The sequence below is a fragment of the Streptomyces sp. Da 82-17 genome (assembly GCF_046098215.1).
In the GTDB taxonomy this organism is placed as follows: domain Bacteria; phylum Actinomycetota; class Actinomycetes; order Streptomycetales; family Streptomycetaceae; genus Streptomyces.
On record NZ_JBJURH010000002.1, the window covers coordinates 49,595 to 72,967 of the forward strand.

Annotated in this window: 21 protein-coding genes and 1 riboswitch; of the genes, 12 read left to right on the forward strand and 9 right to left on the reverse strand. The window is 75.0% G+C overall.

From position 1 onward, the window contains the following. Positions 1–95: 95 nt before the first annotated feature. The 4 genes from ACIDOF_RS03205 to ACIDOF_RS03220 all read right to left on the reverse strand — a co-directional run bounded on the left by ACIDOF_RS03205 (position 96) and on the right by ACIDOF_RS03220 (position 4,253). Positions 96–908 (reverse strand): enoyl-CoA hydratase/isomerase family protein, encoded by an 813-nt coding sequence (locus tag ACIDOF_RS03205; protein ID WP_409004083.1) that lies wholly within the window; start codon positions 906–908, stop codon positions 96–98. Between the two features lie 145 nt (positions 909–1,053). Further along, complete coding sequence (locus ACIDOF_RS03210) at positions 1,054–1,275, reverse strand: helix-turn-helix domain-containing protein (RefSeq protein ID WP_055550175.1); 222 nt, start codon at positions 1,273–1,275, stop codon at positions 1,054–1,056. A 406-nt stretch (positions 1,276–1,681) separates the two neighbouring features. Continuing rightward, entirely contained in the window at positions 1,682–3,280 is a 1,599-nt protein-coding gene (gene abc-f / locus ACIDOF_RS03215) for a ribosomal protection-like ABC-F family protein (protein ID WP_409004084.1), read from the reverse strand. A gap of 97 nt (positions 3,281–3,377) precedes the next feature. Continuing rightward, positions 3,378–4,253: a hypothetical protein gene (locus tag ACIDOF_RS03220; RefSeq protein WP_409004085.1), complete on the reverse strand. Its 876-nt coding sequence runs from the start codon at positions 4,251–4,253 to the stop codon at positions 3,378–3,380. Between the two features lie 245 nt (positions 4,254–4,498). On the opposite strand from ACIDOF_RS03220, the gene ACIDOF_RS03225 reads away from it, so the two are divergent. Next, a complete protein-coding gene (locus tag ACIDOF_RS03225; protein ID WP_409004086.1) occupies positions 4,499–5,389 on the forward strand; it encodes a neutral zinc metallopeptidase in 891 nt (296 codons plus the stop codon). A 36-nt stretch (positions 5,390–5,425) separates the two neighbouring features. On the opposite strand, the gene ACIDOF_RS03230 is transcribed toward ACIDOF_RS03225, so the two are convergent. From ACIDOF_RS03230 to ACIDOF_RS03240, 3 genes are all read right to left on the reverse strand, one after another. Next, complete coding sequence (locus ACIDOF_RS03230) at positions 5,426–6,814, reverse strand: hypothetical protein (RefSeq protein WP_409004087.1); 1,389 nt, start codon at positions 6,812–6,814, stop codon at positions 5,426–5,428. 173 nt (positions 6,815–6,987) lie between these two features. Next, entirely contained in the window at positions 6,988–8,115 is a 1,128-nt protein-coding gene (locus tag ACIDOF_RS03235; protein WP_409004088.1) for an alpha/beta hydrolase, read from the reverse strand. Positions 8,116–8,192: 77 nt separating this feature from the next. Then, positions 8,193–8,885 carry a class II aldolase/adducin family protein gene (locus ACIDOF_RS03240; protein ID WP_409004089.1) on the reverse strand — a complete coding sequence of 231 codons (693 nt, stop codon included), beginning with the start codon at positions 8,883–8,885 and terminating at the stop codon, positions 8,193–8,195. 338 nt (positions 8,886–9,223) lie between these two features. Here ACIDOF_RS03240 and ACIDOF_RS03245 point away from each other — a divergent pair, with 338 nt between their 5' ends. From ACIDOF_RS03245 to ACIDOF_RS03280, 8 genes are all read left to right on the forward strand, one after another. Further along, entirely contained in the window at positions 9,224–10,519 is a 1,296-nt protein-coding gene (locus ACIDOF_RS03245; RefSeq protein WP_409004090.1) for an anion permease, read from the forward strand. A gap of 37 nt (positions 10,520–10,556) precedes the next feature. Further along, positions 10,557–10,778, forward strand: coding sequence for a hypothetical protein (locus ACIDOF_RS03250; protein WP_409004470.1), 222 nt, complete (start codon positions 10,557–10,559; stop codon positions 10,776–10,778). A gap of 158 nt (positions 10,779–10,936) precedes the next feature. Then, a riboswitch (cobalamin riboswitch) is annotated at positions 10,937–11,056 on the forward strand. 131 nt (positions 11,057–11,187) lie between these two features. Then, positions 11,188–12,252 carry a cobalamin biosynthesis protein gene (locus ACIDOF_RS03255; protein WP_409004091.1) on the forward strand — a complete coding sequence of 355 codons (1,065 nt, stop codon included), beginning with the start codon at positions 11,188–11,190 and terminating at the stop codon, positions 12,250–12,252. Continuing rightward, positions 12,249–13,757, forward strand: coding sequence for a cobyric acid synthase (locus ACIDOF_RS03260; RefSeq protein ID WP_409004092.1), 1,509 nt, complete (start codon positions 12,249–12,251; stop codon positions 13,755–13,757). The genes ACIDOF_RS03255 and ACIDOF_RS03260 overlap by 4 nt, the downstream gene beginning before the upstream one ends. A 73-nt stretch (positions 13,758–13,830) precedes the next feature. After that, positions 13,831–15,924, forward strand: a complete 2,094-nt coding sequence (locus ACIDOF_RS03265) for a putative cobaltochelatase (RefSeq protein ID WP_409004093.1) — start codon at positions 13,831–13,833, stop codon at positions 15,922–15,924. Next, positions 15,924–16,523 carry a cob(I)yrinic acid a,c-diamide adenosyltransferase gene (gene cobO / locus ACIDOF_RS03270; RefSeq protein ID WP_409004094.1) on the forward strand — a complete coding sequence of 200 codons (600 nt, stop codon included), beginning with the start codon at positions 15,924–15,926 and terminating at the stop codon, positions 16,521–16,523. The genes ACIDOF_RS03265 and cobO overlap by 1 nt, the downstream gene beginning before the upstream one ends. After that, positions 16,520–17,929, forward strand: a complete 1,410-nt coding sequence (locus ACIDOF_RS03275) for a cobyrinate a,c-diamide synthase (RefSeq protein ID WP_409004095.1) — start codon at positions 16,520–16,522, stop codon at positions 17,927–17,929. Before cobO ends, ACIDOF_RS03275 begins: the two co-directional genes overlap by 4 nt. Continuing rightward, positions 17,926–18,618: a VOC family protein gene (locus ACIDOF_RS03280; RefSeq protein WP_409004096.1), complete on the forward strand. Its 693-nt coding sequence runs from the start codon at positions 17,926–17,928 to the stop codon at positions 18,616–18,618. Before ACIDOF_RS03275 ends, ACIDOF_RS03280 begins: the two co-directional genes overlap by 4 nt. A 77-nt stretch (positions 18,619–18,695) precedes the next feature. On the opposite strand, the gene ACIDOF_RS03285 is transcribed toward ACIDOF_RS03280, so the two are convergent. Next, the gene (locus ACIDOF_RS03285; protein ID WP_409004097.1) at positions 18,696–19,415 is read right to left on the reverse strand and encodes a ZIP family metal transporter; all 720 of its coding nucleotides are present in this window, start codon (positions 19,413–19,415) and stop codon (positions 18,696–18,698) included. 126 nt (positions 19,416–19,541) lie between these two features. Here ACIDOF_RS03285 and ACIDOF_RS03290 point away from each other — a divergent pair, with 126 nt between their 5' ends. From ACIDOF_RS03290 to cobC, 3 genes are read left to right on the forward strand one after another with little or no spacing between them, the layout of a single operon-like run. Next, complete coding sequence (locus ACIDOF_RS03290; protein ID WP_409004098.1) at positions 19,542–20,354, forward strand: cobalamin biosynthesis protein; 813 nt, start codon at positions 19,542–19,544, stop codon at positions 20,352–20,354. Positions 20,355–20,389: 35 nt separating this feature from the next. After that, a complete protein-coding gene (locus ACIDOF_RS03295; RefSeq protein WP_409004471.1) occupies positions 20,390–21,235 on the forward strand; it encodes a sirohydrochlorin chelatase in 846 nt (281 codons plus the stop codon). Next, positions 21,219–22,313: an Rv2231c family pyridoxal phosphate-dependent protein CobC gene (gene cobC / locus ACIDOF_RS03300; protein WP_409004099.1), complete on the forward strand. Its 1,095-nt coding sequence runs from the start codon at positions 21,219–21,221 to the stop codon at positions 22,311–22,313. Before ACIDOF_RS03295 ends, cobC begins: the two co-directional genes overlap by 17 nt. Positions 22,314–22,374: 61 nt before the next feature. On the opposite strand, the gene ACIDOF_RS03305 is transcribed toward cobC, so the two are convergent. After that, positions 22,375–23,292 (reverse strand): SCO1860 family LAETG-anchored protein, encoded by a 918-nt coding sequence (locus ACIDOF_RS03305; RefSeq protein ID WP_409004100.1) that lies wholly within the window; start codon positions 23,290–23,292, stop codon positions 22,375–22,377. Between the last annotated feature and the right edge of the window lie 81 nt (positions 23,293–23,373).

Genomic DNA, 23,373 nt, shown 5'->3' on the forward strand with positions numbered 1-23,373 from the left:
CGCCGTCGTGGGCTGTGCCCCGATAGGGGCGCGGGGAGCTGCGCGAGCAACCACGACGGCGGGAACGCCGAACGAACACCCCAGGGGGCAGCCCCCTACTCCCCCAGCCCAGCCAGATCCCGCAGCCGCCGCCCCTGCGCAGCCCGCTCGGCGACGCGCTGGTCCTCGTACGAGCGGTGCAGCGCACCCTGCAGCAACGCCTTGGTCTCGATGACCGCGTCCCGCGGAGCGGCCAGCAGGGCCGCCGCCAAGTCCTGTGCCGCTGCGGCGAGTTCGGCGCCGGGCACGACGAGGTTGGCGAGGCCGATGCGCTCGGCCTCGTCGGCGTGCACGAAGCGTCCGGTGGCGCAGATCTCCAGCGCACGCGCGTACCCGACGAGGGACACCAGCGGGTGCGTGCCCGTGAGGTCGGGCACGAGGCCGAGGCTGGTCTCCCGCATCGCGAACTGCACGTCGTCCGCGACGATCCGCAGGTCGCAGGCGAGGGCGAGCTGGAAGCCCGCGCCGATCGCATGCCCCTGCACGGCGGCGACGGTGATGAGGTCGCTGCGCCGCCACCAGGTGAACGCGTCCTGGTACTCGGCGATGGTCGCGTCGAGTTGAGCGTCGTCGCCGCGCGCCATGTCGAGGAACGACGGCTCGCCGTCGAAGCCCTCGGGCGTGAACGCCTGCCGGTCGAGCCCGGCGGAGAACGACTTGCCCTCGCCGGAGAGCACCACCACCCGCACGTTGCCGGGCAGCGCACGGCCGGCCTCCGTCAACGCCCGCCACAGCGCGGGGCTCTGGGCGTTGCGCTTGGCCGGGTTGACGAGGGTGACCGTGGCGGTGTCGCCGTCGACGGCGAGTCGGACACCGTCCTTGACGAAGACCTCGGTCGCGTGCGCGTGCTGGGGTTCGGGCGAAGCCATGGGTGCCTCCGATGGGCAGCAGTCGGCATTAAGTGACTGCACAGTAACCACCCGGCCGATCACTGGATCGACCGGGTGGCCACCATCGAAGTCGGTGGACCGCCCGATACTCGGCTCGGCGGCTTCCCGGCCGGGCGGCGGCTTCTCAGCCCGCGGCGGCCTTCTTGCCGCGCGTCGCGCCGCCGCGTCCCCGCAGCGTCACGCCGGATTCGCTGAGCATCCGGTGCACGAAGCCATAGGAACGGCCCGTCTCTTCGGCGAGTGCCCGGATGCTCGCACCGCCGTCGTACTTCTTCTTCAGGTCTGCCGCGAGCTTGTCGCGCGCGGCGCCGGTCACCCGGCTGCCCTTCTTCAGAGTCTCGGCCACCCGTGCCTCCTCATGGGAAGTGCGCTCTGGACTTCTCATGATCACCCCTCCCGGGCGTCCTGGCCACCCATTCGGCAAGGTCCGTGTGACGAGGTTCATGGCGTACGCGGTGGACGCCACCGGCGGAATCAAGCCCTCCGCCGGGCGCGCGACCGTACCGCCGAACGGGTGCACCGGTGAAGCGCCAGGTCAGCGGCGTGCGACGGCGGGCGGCACGGGAGGCGGCGAAATCCGTGTACGACACACCTCGGTACGAGGCGGTCTCACACAGATGAAGGATCACGCGTCCGGCGAATGATCCATACGGAGTTGATCAGGCCGGGACGATCACGTCTGCCCGGCCCGACCTGCGCCCGGGTCCGGTCGGTCCGGCGCCCGGGTCCGGGCCCAGGCGCCCGGGCCCGGGTCAGGCGAGCGCGACCAGGTCCGCGTAGTCCGCGCCCCACAGGTCCTCGACGCCGTCCGGGAGCAGGATGATGCGCTCCGGCTGGAGTGCCTCGACTGCGCCCTCGTCGTGCGTGACCAGGACGACCGCGCCCTTGTACGTGCGCAGCGCGCCGAGGATCTCCTCGCGGCTGGCGGGGTCGAGGTTGTTGGTGGGCTCGTCGAGGAGCAGCACGTTCGCGGAGGAGACCACGAGCGTGGCGAGCGCGAGGCGGGTCTTCTCGCCGCCGGAGAGGACACCGGCCGGCTTGTCCACGTCGTCCCCGGAGAAGAGGAACGAGCCGAGCGTCTTGCGGACGTCGACGAGGTCCAGGTCGGGGGCGGCCGAGCGCATGTTCTCCAGGACGGTGCGGTCCGGGTCGAGCGTCTCGTGCTCCTGCGCGTAGTAGCCGAGCTTGAGGCCGTGACCCTCGATGACCTGGCCGGTGTCGGGCTTCTCGACGCCGCCGAGGAGCCGCAGGAGCGTGGTCTTGCCGGCGCCGTTGAGGCCGAGGATGACGACGCGGGAGCCCTTGTCGATGGCCAGGTCGACGTCGGTGAAGATCTCCAGGGATCCGTACGACTTCGACAGGCCCTCGGCGGTCAGCGGGGTCTTGCCGCAGGGCGCGGGCTCGGGGAAGCGGAGCTTGGCGACCTTGTCGGCCTGGCGCACCTCTTCGAGGCCGGAGAGCAGCCGCTCGGCGCGGCGGGCCATGTTCTGCGCGGCGACGGTCTTGGTGGCCTTGGCGCGCATCTTGTCGGCCTGCGAGTTGAGGGCGGCGGCCTTCTTCTCGGCGTTCTGCCGCTCGCGCTTGCGGCGCTTCTCGTCGGCCTCGCGCTGCTGCTGGTAGAGCTTCCAGCCCATGTTGTAGACGTCGATCTGGGAGCGGTTGGCGTCCAGGTAGAAGACCTTGTTGACGACCGTCTCGACCAGGTCGACGTCGTGGGAGATGACGATGAAGCCGCCGCGGTACGTCTTGAGGTAGTCCCGCAGCCAGGCGATGGAGTCGGCGTCGAGGTGGTTGGTCGGCTCGTCGAGCAGCAGGGTGTCGGCGTCCGAGAAGAGGATGCGGGCGAGCTCGACGCGGCGGCGCTGACCGCCGGAGAGGGTGTGCAGCGGCTGGCCGAGCACGCGGTCGGGCAGGCCGAGCGCGGCGGCGATGGTGGCGGCCTCGGCCTCGGCGGCGTACCCGCCCTTGGTGAGGAACTCGGTCTCCTGGCGCTCGTACTGCTTGAGGGCCTTCTCGCGGGTGTTGCCCTTGCCGTTCGCGATGCGCTCCTCGTTCTCCCGCATCTTGCGGATGAGGGTGTCGAGGCCGCGGGCGGAGAGGACGCGGTCGCGGGCCAGCACGTCGAGGTCGCCGGTGCGCGGGTCCTGCGGGAGGTAGCCGACCTCGCCGGAGCGGCTGATGGTGCCGCCCGCGGGCTGGCCCTCGCCGGCCAGGCACTTGGTGAGCGTGGTCTTGCCGGCGCCGTTGCGGCCGACCAGGCCGATGCGGTCGCCCTTGGCGATGCGGAAGGAAGCGTTCTCGATCAGGACTCGGGCGCCGGCGCGCAGCTCGATGCCGGTGGCGGTGATCACGGACAGACTCCAGGCGGGGAAGGAAGGGACGGCGGACGGGGCTCGGGCGCGCGGTCTACGCCGTCTAATGCGCAAGGAGAATGGCCATACGGCAATTCTAACGGGGGTGTGCAACCACTTTTTCCGGCGCCTTTTCCGTGGCCCTCCCGGTGCCCGGCACGCGCCCCGCGCCGCCGGGCAGCGCGTTGCCGAGCGGCTTGCGGTCGGGGACGACGCGGCCGAGCCCGTCGACTGCCACGACCTGCTCGGACCAGGGTCTTTCCGGGTCGGTGCAGGGCTGGGCGACGAGCAGGGCGGCGCCGTGGCGGAGGGCCCGGTGCGGTCGGAAGGCGCAGCCGGAGCGGGCGGGCAGCACCCAGCGCAGGTCGCCGTCGGCGGTGCGGTACGCGGTGATGCGCTGCGGGGTGATCACGGCGAGCATGCCGGGTGCGCGTGCGGAGCCGGGTTCGGGTTCGAGGCCGTGCCCGTGTCCGGGTCCCGTCGCCGGGGCGTCCAGCACCCGGAGGACTCCCGCCCCGGCGCGCGCGCCCGGTGTGCGCAGCCAGTCGGCGACCGCGGGGAGGGCGCGGTGCCAGCGCACGGCGGTTCCGGCGCGGCGTTCCGTGTCGGTGACCAGTCCGTCGTCCCAGAGCGTGAAGGCGTGGCCGGGCGCGGGCAGCACGGCGAGGGGCGTTCGGCCGTCGCGGGTGTGCGTCCAGCGGGGCCGGCCGGTGGTCCTGTCGTACGCGACGACGGCTCGGCCCTTCTTCCGCAGCGCGGGTTCGCCGCCCGCCGGGCCGGGGTGGACGGTGAGGCGGTCGCCGTACGGGGCGGGGCGCAGGTGGTGGGCGGCGGCGAGCAGGGCGAGGGCGGTGAGAAGGGCGGCGGCCGCGGTGGCGAGTGCCGGGAGGGGTCGGCGGGGCCGCCGGGGCGGCGGGGCGTCGGGGCGGGGTCCGGCCGTTCGGGTGGTCGTCTCCGGCGCCGCAGTGGTCACGGCTCCCCCGTTCTGTCCCGGCTCGGTGCTGCGTCCGCGCCGCTCGCCCGCGGATCAGGCGCAGAGCGTAGCGGCGGGATCCGGGGCGGGCGGGGGCGGTCGCGCCGACACGGCGGGCGTACGGGGCGCCGTCCCTCGTTCGGCCCCGCGCACCGGCCGAGGGGCAGAGCGGGATGAACTGCCAGATACTCGGCGCAGGCGGCGGGCTGCGGCGCCCCCGGCGAGGAGCAGAGGGTGGTGCCCGGATGCAGTTCGACGACGATGCGCGGCTCGACACGTCGGAGGTCCAGGACGTGCGCGGCAGCCGGATCCCCGGTGGCCGGGCGACGATCGGCGGCGGCCTCGCCGGGGTGATCGCGCTGCTGCTCGGCCTGTTCTTCGGGGTGGGCCCGGACAACCTGGGGCTCACCACGGGCGACGAGGAGCCGTCGGTGTCGGCGTCGAGCGCGTCGCAGGTGCAGCAGTCGTGCCGGACCGGGGCGGACGCCGACCGGGAGGAGGACTGCCGGACGGTGGCGGTGGTCAACAGCGTGCAGGACTTCTGGGACCAGGAGTTCCAGCGCCGCCAGGCCCGCTACTCCGGTGCGCCGACCGTGCTGTTCAGCGGGCGGGTGGGGACGGCCTGCGGCGGCGCGACGTCGGCCGTCGGGCCGTTCTACTGCCCCGGCGACCGCAAGGTCTATCTCGACCTCGGCTTCTTCCAGGAGCTGCGCGACAAGTTCGGCGCCGGCGGCGGCCCGTTCGCGCAGGCGTACGTGGTGGCGCACGAGTACGGGCACCACGTGCAGAACCTGATGGGCACGCTGCGGCGCGCGCAGGACGGGCGTACGGGCGCGAACAGCAACGCGGTAAGGGTCGAGCTGCAGGCGGACTGCTACGCGGGGGTGTGGGCGCGGCAGGCGACGCGGACCGCGGACCCGCGGACGGGGCGGCCGTTGATCACGCAGCTGACGGACGCGGACATCCGGGACGGCCTGGACGCGGCGGCGGCGGTGGGCGACGACCGCATCCAGGAGAAGTTCCAGGGCCGCGTCACCCCCGAGTCCTGGACGCATGGCTCGGCCGAGCAGCGGCAGCAGTGGTTCTACGAGGGCTTCCGCTCGGGCGACATGGCCCGCTGCAACACGTTCCGCTGAGGCCGCCGGGCCTCGTGGCGTGCGCCCGCCGAGGGGCTACGCCCCGCCGGTGTGGACCTGGAACGCCGCCCGGCGGACCGCCTTCGACAGGGCCGGGTCCGGGTGGGCCGCGGCCAGGGCGACCAGGACCTGGACGGTGCGGGGGTGGCCGACGGCGCGTACCTCCTGGAGGAGCGCCGGGACCGTGGGCTGCACAGCCGACTCCAGGTGGCGCACGAGGAGTTCGGACTCGCCGTGGTCGGCGACGGCGGCGGCCGTGTCCACCCAGAGCCAGGTCGACTCCTCGCGGGTGAGCGCGGTGTGCACGTCCTCCGGGTCGGCGCCCTCCTGCTCGGCGAGCCACATCAACGCGTAGGGACGCAGGGACGGTTCGGCGGCGGCAGCCCGTACGTCGGCCTCGGCGGGCGGGCCGACGACGCGCAGGGCCTCGAAGGCCAGGCCGCGCAGCAGGGCGTCGTCGCCGCGGGCGGCGTCGAGGAGTTCGGTGACGGCGCTGCCGACGGGGCGGGCGGCGAGCCAGGCGCGGTACTCGGCGCGGGCCGCGTTCGGGCGCAGGCGGGCGCAGCCGCGGAGCATCTCCTCGGCGGCGTGCTCGATGTTCCCGGCCGGGCTCTGCGCGGCGACGATGATCTGCTCCAGCTTGACCCAGACCGCCCAACTCCCCAGCGGCGTAAGGGTCGCGTGCCCGTCGTCGAGGGTGAGGGCGCCGACGAGCGCGAGGCCGCTCAGGGCCCAGTCGAGCAGCGGGGGCAGCGGGGTGTCGCCGGTGGGCACGGGTTCGGGCTGCGGTCCGAAGGGGATCTCGCAGCGCTCGTCGCGGAGTTCGGTGACGCGCTGCTCCAGGAGGTCGAGCAGCTGCGGCACGGGCACCGGCCCGGCGGAGAGCTGCAGCAGCGAGAGGACCTGCGGCATGGCCTCGACGACCTCTGCGACGGCGGCCGCCTCGTGCTCGTCCGGCGCGGGCCGCACCAGGGACCAGGCGTCGAAGAGGGCGACCCAGCCGCGCAGTACGGCGGAGTCGTCGCGGTCCCAGGCGCGCAGCCGCCAGCCGGGGCGGGCGTCGCCGCCGTGCACCTCGACGAGTCCGGCGAGGCGGGCCGCGTCCCAGTCGGCGCGGGCCTGGCGGGGCGTCAGGTCGAGGTCGGCGGCGGCCCGTTCGGCGGCGGAGTCGCTGAGGGTGCCCGCACAGCCGGGGCGCAGGCCGGAGTCGCGGCCGGGCGCGCTGTCGGCCCAGCGGGCGATCCGGGCGGCGCCCGCGAGCTCGGCGCGCGCCATCCGGGCGAGCTCGGCGGGGGCCGGTGTGCCCTCGGGTGGGCGCGGCGCGGCGCGCCGTGTGCGCCGCTCGGCCACGGCCCGTGGGGCGGTGGCGAGCGTGCGGGGGCCGACGAGTCTGAGCCTGGAGTCGCGCGGGGTACGGGACGTCACGGGGGCAGTCTTCCCGCTCGGGGCTCGAAAGCCCAAACGGGACCCCGAGTTGGCGTCCGTTGGCGGCGGTTGTGCCCGCTATGGCCGGGCTCGCTCCGAGGGCGGGAAGCACCCCACAACCACCCGTACCGGCTCAAAAGCCACAGCCCCTGCCACCTCGGCTACGTCAGCGGCTACATCAGCGGCGTGAGGAAGCGCCGCAGCGTCTCCTCGTACCCCTTCGGGTCGGCGTTCCACATCGCGGCGTGCGGGGCGTCGGGGACGGTGTAGAGGGTGACCAAGTCCGGGCGCCGGGCGGCGAGTTCGCGGGAGCGGCGCCAGGGGGCGAGGGTGTCGTCGGGGCCGTGCACGAGGAGGGTGGGGATGCGCAGGGCGGCGGCGTCGGCGGCCTCGGTGATGCGGTCGCCGCTGAGGCCGGTGCGCCCCTGGGCGGCGCGGACGGCGAGCGGGAGGAGCGGGGGCGGGGTGCGGCGGGCCTTGGCGAGGGCGCGCAGGGTGAGCTCCCAGTCGAGGACCGGGGAGTCGAGGACGAGGCCGGTGATCCGGTCGCGGAGCGCGGAGTGGGCGGCGGCGCGCAGGGCCATGGTGGCGCCGGTCGACCAGCCGTGCAGGACGACGCGTTCGGCGCCGTAGCGCACGGCGTAGCGGATGGCGGCGTCTAGGTCGCGCCACTCGCTGTCGCCGAGGTGGGCGAGGCCGTCGGGCTGGCGCGGGGCGCCGACGTCGCCCCGGTAGGCGAGGTCGAGGACGGGCAGGCGCAGCCGGTGCAGCAGGTCCATGACGACCATCGGGTGCTCGCGGGTGGTGCCGAGCCCGTGCACGGTGATCACCCAGGTGTCGCGGCCGCCGGGCACGAACCAGGCGGGCAGCCCGCCGAGCTCGCCGGGCACGTCGACGTCGGCGTGCTCCAGGCCGAGGGCGTCGCGCGGGTTGCCGATGTGCACCTGCGGGGTGAGCCGCACCTTGGCGCCGGGTTCGAGCCGCCCGTGGGTGACGCGGACGAGGCGGCGCACGACGGCGTCGGCGGCCTCGGCCTGCCCTTCGAGGACGGGGCCGACGATCGCGTGGCAGCCGTCGCCGTCGAGTCCGTACGTGCCGGGGCGCAGGGCGGCGAGGGAGCGGGTGAGGGTGATCCGGTCGCCGTCGGCCTCGTGCACGGTGAGCCGGGGGTCGCCGGGCAGGGGACGGCCCGGGCGCGCCTTGAGCGCGGCGTCGCTGGCGTACCGCCCGGCCGCGACGGCGGCCGCGCCGGCACCGATGGCGGCGGTGAGGGCCGCGGCGGCGGCCGATACGGGGCGCATGCGCTCCAGTGTCGACGGGGACCGGGGCCGGGGCCACTCGGCGTCGGCCGCTCGCGGGCGGCGCCGCGCCCGAGCGGTCAGCCCTGCCCGTACCCCTTCAGCTGCTGCCGGGCCGCCGCGAGGTCGGCGGGGCCGAGGAGGCTCGGGGTGAGGCCGGGGACGGAGCGGGCGGTGAGCCAGAGGCGGCTCATCCACTCCAGCTGGGCGGTGCGGTCGTAGGCCTGGTCGAGGGTGGCGCCGTAGGTGACGGCGCCGTGGTTGCGGAGCAGGCAGGCGGTGCGGTCGCGGAGCGCGTCCAGCATGTGCGCGGCGAGCTCCTCGGTGCCGTACAACGCGTACGGGGCGACGCGGACCGGGCCGCCGAGCTCGGCCGTCATGTAGTGGACGGGCGGCAGCTCGTCGACGAGCGTGGAGACGGCGGTGGCGTGCAGGGCGTGCGTGTGGACGACGGCGCGGGCGGTCGTGGAGCGGTACACGGCGAGGTGCAGCGGGAGTTCGCTGGTCGGCCTGAGCGTGCCGGCGACCTGGCGGCCGTCGAGGTCCACGGCGACGGTGTCGTCCGCGCCGAGCCGGTCGTACGGGACGCCGCTCGGCGTGATCAGGATCAGCTCGCCGACGCGTACGGAGACGTTGCCGGAGGTGCCGACGACGAGGCCGGTGTCGGCGGTGCGGCGGGCGGTGGCCACGAGCGCGGCCCAGGCGGCCGCCAACTGCCCGGCGCCGTCCGCCGTTTCCGTGCTGTGCGTCATGGGGTCCGTGCGCTCCGTCATGGAGGCGATCCTGCCAGGCTCGGAGGGGGCCTGCGCAGGGTCCGTACGGGGTGCGTGATCAGGATCTCTTCCGGCGGCGCGGAGGGGTTTCGGCGGGGGTCCTGCGATCGCCCGGGAAGCGGTCCGGGCGGGGGTGCGCGAGGCTGGTGGAGGCTGCAATTCCGGGCCTGGGGGCGGGTCGGTCGAACAGCCGGAGGAGCAAGGGGAATCCATGCCGCCGGATGTGTGCCCACAAGCAGCCCACCCGGGACACCGCGAGGCCCGCCCCAGTTCACTTTCCGTTCACTCAGGTTGCCTACGTTCCACGAGCCAATGACGTCGAACGATTGCCTGGGTAAATGGAACACATCACGCTGCTGCTCGCGATTGTGATCGTGACAGCTCTCGTGTTCGATTTCACGAACGGTTTCCACGACACCGCCAACGCGATGGCCACGACCATCTCGACCGGCGCTATGAAGCCCAAGGCTGCGGTGGCCATGTCCGCCGTGCTGAACCTCGTCGGAGCGTTCCTCTCGGTCGAGGTCGCCAAGACCATCTCCAGCGGACTGGTCAGAGAAGACGGCATCCAGCCTGAAGTGATCTTCGCGGCGCTCGTCGGCGCCATCCTCTGGAACCTGCTCACCTGGCTGGTCGGCCTCCCGTCCAGCTCCTCGCACGCGCTGATGGGCGGTCTGATCGGTGCGACCGTCGCGTCCATCGGCATCAGCGGGGTCAACGGCGGCGTCGTCGTCACCAAGGTGCTCATCCCTGCGGTCGCCGCGCCGCTGGTCGCCGGTATCGCCGCCTTCCTCGCGGCCCGGCTGACGTACAAGCTCGGCAAGAACGTCGGCGAGCAGTCGAGCGCCAAGGGCTACAAGGCGGGGCAGATCGCCTCCGCCGGTCTGGTCTCCCTCGCGCACGGCACCAACGACGCGCAGAAGACGATGGGCATCATCACCCTCGCCCTGGTCGCCGGCGGCGCCCTCGCCCCCGGCTCGAACCCGCCGGTCTGGGTCATCGTCTCCGCCGGTCTCGCGATCGCCCTCGGCACCTACCTCGGCGGCTGGCGCATCATCCGCACCATGGGCAAGGGCCTCACCGACCTCCAGCCGCAGCAGGGCTTCGCCGCCCAGACCTCGGCCGCCGCGGTCATCCTCTCCTCGTCCAACCTGGGCTTCTCGCTCTCCACCACGCACTCCTGCTCCGGCGCCGTCATGGGCTCGGGCCTCGGCCGCAAGGGCGGCGTCGTGCGCTGGTCGACCGCGACCCGGATGTTCGTCGCGTGGGGCCTGACCCTGCCGGCCGCCGGACTCGTCGCCGCCGCCGCGGAGTTCGTGGCCCGCCAGGGCGCCTGGGGCATCGCCGCCGTCACCGTCTTCCTCGTCGGCTCCTGCGCCGGGATCTGGCTCGTCTCCCGCCGCCAGGTCGTCGACCACCACAACGTCAACGCGGACGACGTCACCTCCGGCGACCGCTCCGTCCCGGCGGACGACACGGAGCCCGCGGGCGTCGTGACCACCGCCATCGCCGCCGTCACCCCGCCCCCGGCCGGCACCACCGCCGCCGAGGAGGCGGAGGACGCGGAGCCCTCCATACCGGCCCAGGCCGGTGCCGCCGCGGACTCCGCGCGGCCCGCCGGTGCGACCGTCTGATCCGGCGACCGGACCAGCGAGCTAAGGAACACTCATGATCGACATCGACTGGGCGGCGCTCGGCTCCGTCTTCGGCGTCAGCCTCGTGGCGACGGTCGCCCTCGTGGGGCTGTTCACCCTCGGCATCGTCGGCCTCTCCAAGCAGGAGGCGGCCACCGCACAGGGCGGCTCCGCGCCGCTCGCCCGCACGGGCGCGTACGCCTGCTTCGCGCTCTGCGCGGCCGCGGTGGCGTACGGGATCTTCCTGATCGTCAGCTGACGCTGCACGCATAGGGCGAACCGCCCCGTCACGGTCCTTCCGAGGGCCGCGGCGGGGCGGTTTCGTGTGGCACCGTCCGGCCTCCGTCTGTGGGCCTGCGCACACTCTTCCGTCGCAGGTCAAAGCGGAGTTGACGGGCGTTGTCGGGCGTGGTGGACTTCCCCGAGCCATTACGGCGGTCAGGAGAGGAAGCCGGTGCGAATCCGGCGCGGTCCCGCCACTGTCACCGGGGTGCAGACCCCGGGAGCCAGGAACTCCCGCCGCCGTTCACGTCGAACCAGGGCGCGGACCCTGAGTGAGGACAACAACCCCATGAGCGGCTGCCGTCCGGACGCCTCCGGCCCGTCCCGTACGACCCGTACGACCTGTACGAGTGTCCTGTTCCGTCGAGGCGTGACGGCGATCTGAGGTGCGTGCCGATCGCGTCTTCGCGTACGGCGCCGCCGCCGGCCTGCTCGGCGACCTGCTGCTCGGCGATCCCCGCCGGGGCCATCCGGTCGCCGCGTTCGGCCGTGCCGCGGGCGCCGTCGAGCGGGTGCTGTGGCGGGACCACCGCGGGTGGGGCGCCCTGCACACCGCCGTCTGCGTCGGTGGCGCCGTGGGCGCCGCCGCCCTGTCCGCCGCCGCCGTACGCCGCTCCCCCGCCGCGTCCGTCGCCCTGACCGCGGCCGCCACCTGGGCCGTCGTCGGCGGGACCTCGCTCGGCCGGGAGGCCCGCGCCGTCGGCGACGCGCTCGCCGCGGGCGACATCGAGGCCGCCCGCGCCCGCCTCCCCCACCTCTGCGGCCGCGACCCGCAGGCACTCGACGCGGACGGGATCGCGCGTGCCGTCGTCGAGTCCGTCGCCGAGAACACGTCCGACGCGGTCGTGGGCGCGCTCGTCTGGGGCGCCGTCGGCGGAGTGCCCGGGCTCGTCGGGTTCCGGGCCGTGAACACGCTCGACGCGATGGTCGGCCACAAGTCGCCCCGGTACCGGCGGTACGGGTGGGCCTCCGCGCGGCTCGACGACGTCGCGGGGTGGGCCGGGGCTCGGCTGACCGCTGGACTGGCGGTGCTGACGGGGGGCTCGCCGCGCGCCGCCGTGCGGGCCTGGCGGGAGGACGCCGGGAAGCATCCCAGCCCGAACGCCGGGCCCGTCGAGGCGTCGTTCGCCGGGGCGTTGGGGGTGCGGCTCGGGGGGACGTTGTCGTACGGGGGGCGGGTCGAGCATCGGCCGGTCCTCAACGCCTCGGGGCGGGCCGTCGACGTGGCCGATGTCGAACGGGCGGTTCGGCTTTCTCGGCGGGTGAGTTGGCTTGCACTCGGTGCTTGTGCTCTTGCGCGGTCCGTCTGGGCGTTGACTTCAGGGCGCCCGGCACGTGGGGCTGTGCCCACCCTCCCCCGAGCTCTCGGCTCCGCTCGAGCAGGGGGGACCCCCATCGCCCTGCGGAACGCCTGCCCACAGCGGTGGAGGAAGAGGGACTGGACCTCATGAGTGGTGGACTTCTCGTTGCCGGGACGACCTCGGACGCGGGTAAGAGCGTCGTCACCGCCGGGATTTGCCGGTGGCTGGCGCGTAGGGGTGTGTCCGTCGCGCCGTTCAAGGCGCAGAACATGTCGCTGAACTCGTTCGTCACACGCGAGGGCGCCGAGATCGGGCGGGCGCAGGCCATGCAGGCGCAGGCCGCCCGGGTCGAGCCGAGCGCGCTGATGAACCCCGTGCTGCTCAAGCCCGGCGGGGACCGCAGCAGCCAGGTCGTCCTGATGGGCAAGCCGGTCGGCGAGATGAGCGCGCGGGGCTACCACGGCGGGCGGCAGGAGCAGCTGCTCGGCACCGTCACCGACTGCCTCGCCGAACTGCGCAGCACGTACGACGCGGTGATCTGCGAAGGCGCGGGCAGTCCCGCCGAGATCAATCTGCGGCGCACCGACATCGTGAACATGGGCATCGCGCGCGCCGCCGGATTCCCCGTCGTCGTGGTCGGCGACATCGACCGGGGCGGGGTCTTCGCGTCGTTCTTCGGTACGACGGCGCTGCTCAGCGAGGCCGATCAGGCGCTGGTCGCCGGGTACCTGGTGAACAAGTTCCGCGGCGACGTGACGCTGCTCGAACCCGGCCTCGACATGCTGGAGAAGCTCACCGGCCGGCGTACGTACGGAGTTCTGCCGTACGCGCACGGGCTCGGCATCGACGAGGAGGACGGCCTGCGGGTGTCGCTGCGCGGCGCCGTGCGGGAGTCCGTCGTCGCGCCGCCGGTCGGCGCGGACGTGCTGCGGGTCGCGGTGTGCGCGGTGCCGCTGATGTCCAACTTCACCGACGTGGACGCGCTCGCCGCCGAGCCCGGAGTCGTCGTGCGGTTCGTGGACCGGGCCGAGGAGCTCGCCGACGCGGACCTGGTCGTCGTGCCCGGAACGCGCGGCACCGTCAAGGCACTTGCGTGGCTGCGGGAGCGCGGCCTCGCCGACGCCCTGGCCCGCCGCGCCGCCGAGGGCCGCCCCGTGCTCGGCATCTGCGGCGGCTTCCAGGCGCTCGGCGCGCACATCGAGGACGACGTCGAGTCCCGCGCCGGGGCCGTCGACGGGCTCGGACTGCTGCCCGTACGGGTGCGGTTCGCGCGCGAGAAGACCCTGGCCCGGCCCGTGGGCTCGGCCCTCGGCGAGCGGGTCGAGGGGTACGAGATCCATCACGGCGTCGCCACCGTCGAAGGCGGCGAGCCGTTCCTCGACGGGTGCCGCGTCGGCGCCGTGTGGGGCACCCACTGGCACGGCTCCCTGGAGTCCGACGGGTTCCGGCGGGCGTTCCTGCGGGAGGTCGCGCGGACGGCGGGGCGCCGTTTCGTGCCCGCCCCGGACACGTCTTTCGGCTCGCTGCGCGAGGAGCAGTTGGACCGGCTGGGAGATCTCATCGAGGAGCATGCCGACACGGACGCGCTGTTGAAGTTGATCGAGGGCGGCGCGCCCCCGTCGCTCCCCTTCGTTCCGCCGGGAGCACCGTCGTGAAGCCGTGCCCGCCCGGGGCTGCGCCCCGAACCCCCTGCACCGGACGAGTAGTCGTGTCCCTGGAGGCCACCCCTTGAACACCCCCTACCCCTTCACCGCCCTCGTGGGCCAGGACGACCTGCGGCTCGCGTTGCTGCTCAACGCCGTCTCACCGGCCGTCGGCGGTGTGCTCGTGCGCGGGGAGAAGGGCACCGCCAAGTCCACGGCGGTGCGCGCCCTTTCGGCACTGCTGCCCGAGGTCTCCGTCGTGTCCGGCTGCCGGTTCTCCTGCGACCCGGCGGCGCCCGACCCGGACTGCCCGGACGGGCCGCACGGTGCGGTGGCCGCGGACGGGCGGCCCGCGCGGATGGTCGAGCTGCCCGTCGGCGCCTCCGAGGACCGGCTCGTCGGCGCCCTCGACATCGAGCGGGCGCTCTCCGAGGGCGTGAAGGCCTTCGAGCCGGGCCTGCTCGCCGACGCGCACCGCGGGATCCTCTACGTCGACGAGGTCAACCTCCTCCACGACCACCTGGTCGACCTGCTGCTCGACGCCGCCGCGATGGGCGCCTCGTACGTGGAGCGCGAGGGCGTGTCCGTACGGCATGCGGCGCGGTTCCTGCTCGTCGGCACCATGAACCCCGAAGAGGGCGAGCTGCGGCCGCAGTTGCTGGACCGGTTCGGCCTGACCGTCGAGGTGGCCGCGTCCCGCGAGCCCGACCAGCGGGTCGAGGTGGTGCGGCGCAGGCTCGCGTACGACGACGACCCGGCGGCGTTCGCGGCGCGGTTCGCCGACGACGAGGCCGAGCTGCGGGAGCGGATCGTCGCGGCGCGTGCGCTGCTGCCGAACGTGCGGCTCGGGGACGCGGCGCTCCGGCAGATCGCGGCGACCTGCGCGGCGTTCGAGGTCGACGGGATGCGCGCGGACATCGTGATGGCCCGTACGGCGACGGCGCTCGCGGCCTGGGCCGGACGCGAGGACGTGACCGCCGACGACGTGCGGCAGGCCGCGCTGCTCGCCCTGCCGCACCGCAGGCGCCGCAACCCGTTCGACGCCCCCGGGCTCGACGAGGACAAACTCGACCAGACCCTGGAGGAGTTCGGGGACGCCGCGGACCAGGACGACGACCCGGACCCCGAGCCCGAGCCGGACGGGCCCGACCCCGACGGCGGCCCCGATGGCGGCGGCGGTCAGCCCCCGCAGGGCGACGACGGGCCCGGGGTGCCGCCGCAGGGCGGGGAGGCTCAGGGCCGGGACCCGCAGGAGGCCCCGCAGCCCGAGCCGTCCGCGCCCGAGGAGCCGAAGCAGCCCGCCGCCCCCTCGACTGCCCCCGAACAGGCCCCGGTCGGCGCCGCCGAGCCGTTTCGCGCCAAGCTCCTGACCGTGCCCGGCACGGGTGCGGGCGCGGCCGGACGGCGCTCGCGGGCCCGCACCGAGCACGGCCGTACGACGGGTTCGCGGCGGCCGCAGGGCGCGCTCGGCAAGCTGCACCTGGCGGCGACCGTGCAGGCCGCGGCGCCGCACCAGCACGCGCGCGGCCGCTCCGGGCCCGGACTCGTCGTACGCCGGGACGACCTGCGGCAGGCGACGCGGGAAGGGCGCGAGGGCAACCTCGTGCTGTTCGTGGTCGACGCGTCCGGGTCGATGGCGGCGCGGCAGCGGATGAGCGCCGTGAAGGGCGCCGTGCTCTCGCTGCTCCTCGACGCGTACCAGCGGCGCGACAAGGTCGGGCTCGTGACGTTCCGCGGCAAGGACGCCGAGGTGGCGCTGCCGCCGACGTCGTCCGTGGACGCGGCGGCGGCCCGCCTGGAGTCGCTGCCGACCGGGGGGCGCACCCCGCTGGCGGCCGGGCTGCTGAAGGCGCACGAGGTGCTGCGCGTGGAGCGGCTGCGGGACCCGGCGCGGCGGCCGCTCATGGTCGTCGTGACCGACGGCCGGGCCACGGGCGGCCCGGAGCCCGTGCGGCTCGCGGAGCGTGCGGCCGGGCTGCACGCCGCGGAGGGCACGGCGAGCGTCGTCGTGGACTGCGAGACGGGCCTCGTACGGCTCGGCCTCGCCGGGCAGCTCGCCGGTCGACTCGGCGGCACCGCCGTCACGTTGGACGAGCTGCGGGCGGACTCGATCGCCGGGCTCGTGAAGGACGTCCAGGGAACGCAACACACCAGCAACAGCATCCGGAGGGCCGCCTAATGCCGCAGGGACAGCCGAGCGTCGTACCGAACGACGGTCTGACGACACGTCAGCGCCGCAACCGCCCGCTGGTGTTCGTGCACACCGGCGTCGGCAAGGGCAAGTCGACGGCCGCCTTCGGGCTCGCGCTGCGCGCCTGGAACCAGGGCTGGCCGATCGGGGTGTTCCAGTTCGTCAAGTCGGCGAAGTGGAAGGTCGGCGAGGAGAACGCGCTCAAGACGCTCGGCGCGACCGGCGAGGGCGGCACCGTGGCCTGGCACAAGATGGGCGAGGGCTGGTCGTGGGTGCAGCGTGACGACCAGGCCGACAACGAGGAGAAGGCCCGTGAGGGCTGGGAGCAGGTCAAGCGGGACCTGGCGGCCGAGACGTACCGGCTGTACGTGCTCGACGAGTTCGCCTACCCGCTGCACTGGGGCTGGATCGACGTGGACGACGTCATCGAGACGCTGCGCGACCGCCCGGGCCAGCAGCATGTGGTGATCACGGGCCGCAACGCCCCCGAGAAGCTGGTCGAGTTCGCGGATCTCGTCACCGACATGTCGAAGGTGAAGCACCCGATGGACACGGGCCAGAAGGGCCAGCGGGGCATCGAGTGGTGACGTTCGACGTACCCCGCCTGGTGGTCGCCGCGCCGGCCTCCGGGACCGGCAAGACGACCGTGGCTACCGGCCTGATGGCCGCGTTCGCCGAGCGCGGGCTCGCGGTGTCGCCGCACAAGGTGGGCCCCGACTACATCGACCCCGGCTACCACGCGCTCGCGACGGGCCGACCGGGCCGCAACCTCGACGCGTACATGTGCGGGCCCGAGCTCGTCGCCCCGCTGTTCGCACACGGGGCGGCCGGGTGCGAACTCGCCGTGGTGGAAGGCGTGATGGGCCTGTTCGACGGCGCGTCCGGCGAGGGCGAACTCGCCTCGACCGCGCACGTCGCCAAGCTGCTCGGGGCGCCGGTCGTCCTCGTCGTCGACGCGTCCTCGCAGTCGCGTTCGGTGGCGGCGCTCGTGCACGGCTTCGCGTCCTTCGACCCCGAGGTGCGGCTCGCTGGCGTCATCCTCAACAAGGTCGGCTCGGACCGCCACGAGCAACTGCTCCGCGAGGCCATGGAGGAGGTCGGCGTCCCGGTGTACGGGGCCCTGCGCCGCACCCCTCAAGTGGCCACGCCCTCCCGGCACTTGGGCCTCGTCCCGGTGGCCGAGCGCAGCACGGCGGCCCTGGACTCGGTCCGGGCGTCGGCAGCCATGGTCCGCGAGGGCTGCGACCTGGAGGGCCTGCTGGCCCTGGCCCGCACGGCCCCGCCGCTGAACACGGAGGCATGGGAACCGGCTGCCTCGGGGGCGCCGGGCCTTGTCGAGCAGGGGCTCCGCTCCGGCGCGCCTGCCGCAGGCGGTCCGCGCCCGTCGACGTCGCATCCGGTGGTGGCCGTCGCAGGCGGCGCGGCCTTCACCTTCTCCTACGCCGAGCACACGGAACTGCTCCGCGCGGCCGGCGCCGAGGTGGTTCCCTTCGACCCGCTGCACGACGAGCACCTCCCCGAGAACACCGCGGCCGTGGTGATCGGCGGCGGCTTCCCCGAGGTGTACGCGCCGGAGCTGTCCGCCAACGAGCCGCTGCGCAAGGCGATCGCCGAACTGGCCCGGAGCGGGGCGCCGGTCGCCGCCGAGTGCGCGGGCCTGCTGTACCTCGCCGGGTCCCTGGACGGGAAGCCGATGTGCGGGGTGCTCGACGCCGACGCGCGGATGTCGGAACGCCTGACGCTCGGCTACCGGGAGGCCGTCGCCGTGTCCGACAGCGCGCTCGCGGCGGCCGGCACGCGGCTGCGCGGGCACGAGTTCCACCGCACGGTGATCGAGCCGGGCGCGGGCCCGACCCCGGCGTGGGGCATGCGGCTGCCGCAGCGCCGCGTGGAGGGGTTCGTGCAGGGCGGGGTGCACGCCAGCTATCTGCACACCCACTGGGCGGCCACCCCGGACGTGGCCCGCAGATTCGTGGCAGGCTGCAACGCATGAGCCCCGCCCCGGAGTTGGACCACCTGGTCCTCGCCACGCCCGACCTCGGCAGCACCGTCGCCGAGGTCGCGGCGGCGACCGGGGTGGCGCCGGCCGAGGGCGGCCGCCACGTCGGCCACGGCACGCGGAACTTCCTGTACGGGCTGGGGAGTTCCGAGCCGGGCGGCGGCAGCGGCCTGGGCGGCGGGGCGTACCTGGAGATCGTCGGGCCGGACCCGGAGCAGCCCGATCCGGAGGGCCCGCGCTGGTTCGGCATCGACACGCTCGACGGTCCCCGGCTCGTGCACTGGGCGGCGCGGGTCGACGGCATCGCGGCGGCGGTCGCGTGCGCGCGGGATCGCGGGTACGACCCGGGCGAGCCGGTCGGGATGTCCCGGCGCACCCCCGACGGGGGCTCCCTGGCCTGGCAGTTGACGTTCCCGCAGCCGCACGGGCTCGGCGGACTGCTGCCGTTCCTGCTCGACTGGGGCACCGCCGTCCACCCCACCCGGCGCGCCCTTCCGCAGCTGCCCCTGCTGGTGTTCGAGGCCGGGCACCCGGACCCGGGGGCGGTGCGCGCCGGCCTGGACGCGCTCGGTGCGGGCGCCGTCGCGCCGCGGGTCGCGGCCGCGCCGGAGCCGTACCTCCGTGCCGTGGTCGAGGGACGGCACGGCCCCGTCGTCCTCGCGGCCGGGGTCGTACGGTCATGAGGCAGGGCGCGCGTTCCCTCGGCCGCGAGGGCCGGGCGAGCCGGGAGGACCGGACAGGCAGGACGAACCGGGCGCGTTCACTCGGCCGCGCCGACCACCAGCCAGATGAAGCCGACGCCCGCCACCGTGCAGCAGAGGGTCGGCACGGCCGGGTGGTCGTGGTGGGCCTCGGGGAGGATCTCGGCGGACGCGATGTAGAGCAGCGCGCCGCCGAAGAAGCCGAGATAGCTGCCGAGCAGTTCCTCGGGCAGCGTGACGAACATCGTCGACGCCGCCCCGACGACCGGCGCCGCCGCCGCGGCGAACAGCATGGCGAGCGCCTTGCGCCGGGCGTTCCCGTACAGGCTGGTGAGCGTGTACGTGTTGAAGCCGTCCGCGAAGTCGTGGGTGATGACGGCGAGCGCGACGGTCACGCCCATCGCGCCGCCCGCCTGGAAGGCCGCGCCGAGCGCGACGCCGTCCATCAGGCTGTGCACGACCATCGCCGCCGCCGCGGTCAGGCCGACCTGCGGGACGCGTTCGTCGGAGCCGTGCGCGGCCTGCCGTACGGCGAGGAGGCGCTCCACGACGTGCGCCACGAGGAAGCCGCCGACGAACAGCAGCAGCGCCTGCGGTACGCCGTGAATCTCCCGGTCGGCGGCCTCCAGGGCCTCCGGCAGCAGCTCCAGGCCGACGACGCCGAGCATCAGGCCGCCCGCGAGGCCGAGCACGAGGTGCCTGCGGTCGGTGACGCGCTGCGCCGTCCAGCCGCCGACCAGCGTCATGAGGAACGCGCCGAGCGCGACGATCACCGCCATGGGCTCTTGCTAGCCGATGGACCCGGTGCCGTCCGCCTCCGACACACCTGATACGCCCTGGTCACACCTGCCCCACCCGTGTCCGCCCCCGTCGCCCCCGCTGTTCGAACCGAAAGGCCCCACCCGATGCCCACCTCCCCGACGACCCCGCGCCGCGCGGCGGGTACGGGCAGGGGCGCGCCCCTCACCGCCGGCGTCGGCGCCCGGCGCGGCGTGTCCGGCGCGGAGGTGCTCGCGCTCGTACGGGACGTCCTGGCGGAGGCGGGCGCGGCCGAGGAGGAGCTGGGCGCGCTGGCGACCGTGGACGCGAAGCGGGACGAGCCGGGGATCGTCGCGGCGGCGCGGGCCCTCGGCGTGCCCCTGCTGACGTACGGCGCCGCCGAGTTGGCGCGGGTCGAGGTCCCGAACCCGAGCGGCGCCGCCCTGACCGCCGTCGGCACCCCGTCCGTCGCCGAGGCGGCGGCCCTCGCCCGCGGCGGCCGCCTGCTGGTCCCCAAACGCACGTCCCGCCCGCAGCACGGCCCACCCGGAGCCACCTGCGCCCTGTCCCGCACCCCCGAGCACCAGCCGTCCGAGCATCGGCCGTCCGAGCACCACGCGTCCGAGCTGCGGGACGACGAGGCCGCGATCCCGAAGTCCACCGCCTCCGAAGCACGCAACCACCCACTCGAGGCCCCGGCCTGCAAGCCGCACGACACGGCTCAGGAACCTCGCCCGCACCTGGCCGGGACGCGTGCCGAGCACCGGGCCCCCGGGCACCCCGCCCCCGAGCGGCGGACCGAGCGAGGCAGGGGCGCGAACGGCTGCGTCCCCGAAGTGCGCCCCCGCGCCCCGCGCCCCCACACGCCTCCCGCCCCCAGCCCACGCAAGCCGGGCCCCCGAATCTCACCCCCCACGCCTCGAACCCGTACCGCCCCGTCCCCCGAGGAGTTCGTGTGATCAGATCTGTGGCCGAGACCGACGGTGTGCGGCCGATGTTGCTCGTTGCGGAGGATGTCGGCGCCGAGGCGCTGCATGAGCTCGTCGGGGCGCTCGGTCGGCACAGTCCCGAACTGCCGGTGGCGGGCGGCCACTTGGAGGCGTCGGCGGCGGACTCGCTGGACGCGGCGGTCGCCCGGCTCGCGGACGCCGGCGCCGCCCGCCCCACCGCCGTGCCCCTCGCGCTCTCCCCCGCGCCGCACGCCGAGCGTGCCCTCGCCGCCGCCCTGGCCCGCGCGCGGCAGCGGCGCCCGGAGGTGTCGTACGCGTACGGGCTTCCCCTCGGCGGGCACCCCGTGCTGCTCGACCTGCTGGAGCGGCGGGTCGAGGAGGCGCTCGGCGGCGGGGCGCGGACGCCGGGCGACCGGGCCGGGGTCACGGTGCTGCTTGTCGGCCCCGGCGCCACGGACCCGGAGGCCAACGCCGAGGTGCACCGGGTGGCGCGGCTGCTGTGGGAGGGGCGCGGCTTCGCGGGCGTGGAGCCGGCGTTCGTGTCGCCGGCCGCGCCGGACGTGCCGAGCGGCCTCGACCGGTGCGTACGGCTCGGGGCGCGGCGGATCGTCGTCCTGCCGTACGTCCTGCTCGACGGGCCCCTGCCGGGACGGGTGCGGGCGCAGGCCGAGGGCTGGGCGGAGGCGCACCCGGAGGCGGAGGTGCGGGTCGCGGACGTGATCGGCCCGGACCCGGCGCTGCTCGACCTGCTGGTGCGGCGCCACCACGAGACCGTCGCCGGGGACACCGCTCCCGGCGCCGCGGACACCGCGGTCACCGCACACCGGGCCCACGGCTCCGGCGGCGAACTCCCTCTCCCCCATCAGGACGGACATGTACAGACCCACTGACCAGGACGCCGCGCCCGGCTCTCCCTCCGCCCCTTCCCACGACCTGCGCCATCACGGCGACGCGGAGGTCAGGGACGACGGGGCCGAGCTGACCGACCTCGCGGTCAACGTCCGTACGAACACGCCGCCTTCGTGGCTGCGCGAGCACATCGCCGGGTCGCTGGGGTCGCTCGCCGCGTACCCGGACGGCCGGGACGCGCGGGCCGCGGTGGCCCGGCGGCACGGGCTCGCCCCGGAGCGGGTGCTGCTCACGGCGGGTGCGGCCGAGGCGTTCGTGCTGCTCGCGCGGGCGCTGCGGGCGGAGCGGCCGGTGGTCGTGCACCCGCAGTTCACGGAGCCGGAGGCGGCGCTGCGGGACGCGGGGCACGAGGTGCGGCGGGTGCTGCTGCGCGCCGAGGACGGCTTCCGCCTGGACCCGGCGCTGGTGCCGGAGGACGCGGACCTGGTGGTGGTCGGCAACCCCACCAACCCGACGTCGGTGCTGCACCCCGCGGCCCTGCTCGCCGAACTGGCCCGCCCGGGGCGGACGTTGGTGGTGGACGAGGCGTTCATGGACGCGGTGCCGGACGAGCGCGAGGCCCTGGCGGGGCGTACGGACGTGCCGGGCCTGGTGGTGCTGCGCAGCCTCACCAAGACGTGGGGGCTGGCGGGCCTGCGGATCGGGTACGTGCTGGCCGCGCCGGAGACGATCGCCGCCCTTGAACGGGCCCAGCCGCTGTGGCCGGTGTCGACGCCCGCGCTCGCCGCCGCCGAGGCCTGCATGACGCCGCGCGCCCTTGCGGAGGCCGACGCGGCGGCCCGTACGATCGCCGCCGACCGGGCCCATCTCCTCGCCGGGCTCGCCGAGTTCGAGGAGGTCACGGCGGTGCCGGGGGCCGAGGGCCCGTTCGTCCTGATCCAGGTCGCGCGGGCGGCGGCGGTCCGCGCCCGCCTGCGCGACCTGGGCTTCGCGGTCCGCCGCGGCGACACGTTCCCCGGCCTGGACGACACCTGGCTCCGCCTCGCCGTACGCGACCGCACGACCACGGGCCGCCTCCTGCAGGCGTTGGACCGGGCGCTGGTGCTCGCGGGGCGGTGAGGGAACGGCGTCGGGGGGTGGGCCCGTGCGGCGCCGCACAGGCCCACCCCCCTGGCGTCCGTCAGGCGCGCCTGCGGGTCACGTAGAGCACACCTCCGCCCGCCGCGAGGAGAGCCGCCGCACCGGCCGCCACGTACGGCGTCGTGGAGTCGCCGCCGGTCTCCGCGAGGTGCTGCGGCCGTTCGGCGGTCTGCGGGCGGGGGTCCTCCTTCGGCTGTTCCTTCGGCTGTTCCTTGGGCGGGGCCGCCGGCGTCGGGGCCTCGCAGGTGGCGCCCGCGAGCGTGACCGTGCCGTCGACCTCGGCGACGTTCAGCTTCAACGGGTTGACGGACACGTTCAGTTCGAGCGCGGAGGCCGCGGCCGTACGGGACGTGGTGTGCGTCTTCGCCAGGTCGAGGCGGACCTCGCCGACGCCGGGCACGTCGACGCGGGTCGGGCCGGTCGTGGACAGCGTGACCTTCTTGCCGAGCACGGTCACCGAGCCCACCACGTCGGCCTCCGCGACCGGCTGCTCGCCCGCCACGCAGACCGCCTTCGACGTGACGTTCTCCAGCTCGATCAGGGGCAGCGCGGGCAGGCCCGGCAGGTGCACCTCGGCGCGGGTGAGGTGGGTGCGCGCCTCCGCCCGGTCGGCGTCGGCGGTGGCCTTCGCGGAGGCCGCCTCGGCGCGCACCATGCTGAACGGCCGCCCCTGGTCGATGCCTTCGACCTCGACGGTGAGCGCGGTCTTCTCCGCGGACGCGGGCGCCGTCACCTCGTTGAGGGAGGTCCGGACCGGCACGTGCACGGACTTGTTGAGCAGCGAGACGTCGAGCCCCGCGCGCAGGACGACCGCACTGGACTTGCCGTCGCCGCCCGTGGCGTGGGCGGGCACGGCTCCGGCGAGGGCCGCGGGACCTGCGGCCAGCGCCGTCGCGGCCGCGACGGCGGCGAACCGCCGGGCACGCGGCGCGGGCGTGCGGAAGGTGTTGCTGTTCACGGTGGTGGAACCCCCACGAGGAAGTGAGCGCGCACGCTCAGGGAGGCGCACGCTCAGGGACAGGCGGCCGCGGGCGCCTGC

Excerpts from the sequence above, each read along its gene's own strand:
- ACIDOF_RS03280 (WP_409004096.1), top strand. The coding sequence starts at position 17,926 with ATGAGCCCCGCCCCGGAGTTGGACCACCTGGTCCTCGCCACGCCCGAC.
- cobO (WP_409004094.1), top strand. The coding sequence starts at position 15,924 with ATGCCGCAGGGACAGCCGAGCGTCGTACCGAACGACGGTCTGACGACA.
- cobC (WP_409004099.1), top strand. The coding sequence starts at position 21,219 with ATGTACAGACCCACTGACCAGGACGCCGCGCCCGGCTCTCCCTCCGCC.
- ACIDOF_RS03245 (WP_409004090.1), top strand. The coding sequence starts at position 9,224 with ATGGAACACATCACGCTGCTGCTCGCGATTGTGATCGTGACAGCTCTC.
- ACIDOF_RS03295 (WP_409004471.1), top strand. The coding sequence starts at position 20,390 with ATGTTGCTCGTTGCGGAGGATGTCGGCGCCGAGGCGCTGCATGAGCTC.
- ACIDOF_RS03285 (WP_409004097.1), bottom strand. The coding sequence starts at position 19,415 with ATGGCGGTGATCGTCGCGCTCGGCGCGTTCCTCATGACGCTGGTCGGC.
- ACIDOF_RS03260 (WP_409004092.1), top strand. The coding sequence starts at position 12,249 with ATGAGTGGTGGACTTCTCGTTGCCGGGACGACCTCGGACGCGGGTAAG.
- ACIDOF_RS03290 (WP_409004098.1), top strand. The coding sequence starts at position 19,542 with ATGCCCACCTCCCCGACGACCCCGCGCCGCGCGGCGGGTACGGGCAGG.
- ACIDOF_RS03235 (WP_409004088.1), bottom strand. The coding sequence starts at position 8,115 with ATGCGCCCCGTATCGGCCGCCGCCGCGGCCCTCACCGCCGCCATCGGT.
- ACIDOF_RS03205 (WP_409004083.1), bottom strand. The coding sequence starts at position 908 with ATGGCTTCGCCCGAACCCCAGCACGCGCACGCGACCGAGGTCTTCGTC.
- ACIDOF_RS03225 (WP_409004086.1), top strand. The coding sequence starts at position 4,499 with ATGCAGTTCGACGACGATGCGCGGCTCGACACGTCGGAGGTCCAGGAC.
- ACIDOF_RS03240 (WP_409004089.1), bottom strand. The coding sequence starts at position 8,885 with ATGACGGAGCGCACGGACCCCATGACGCACAGCACGGAAACGGCGGAC.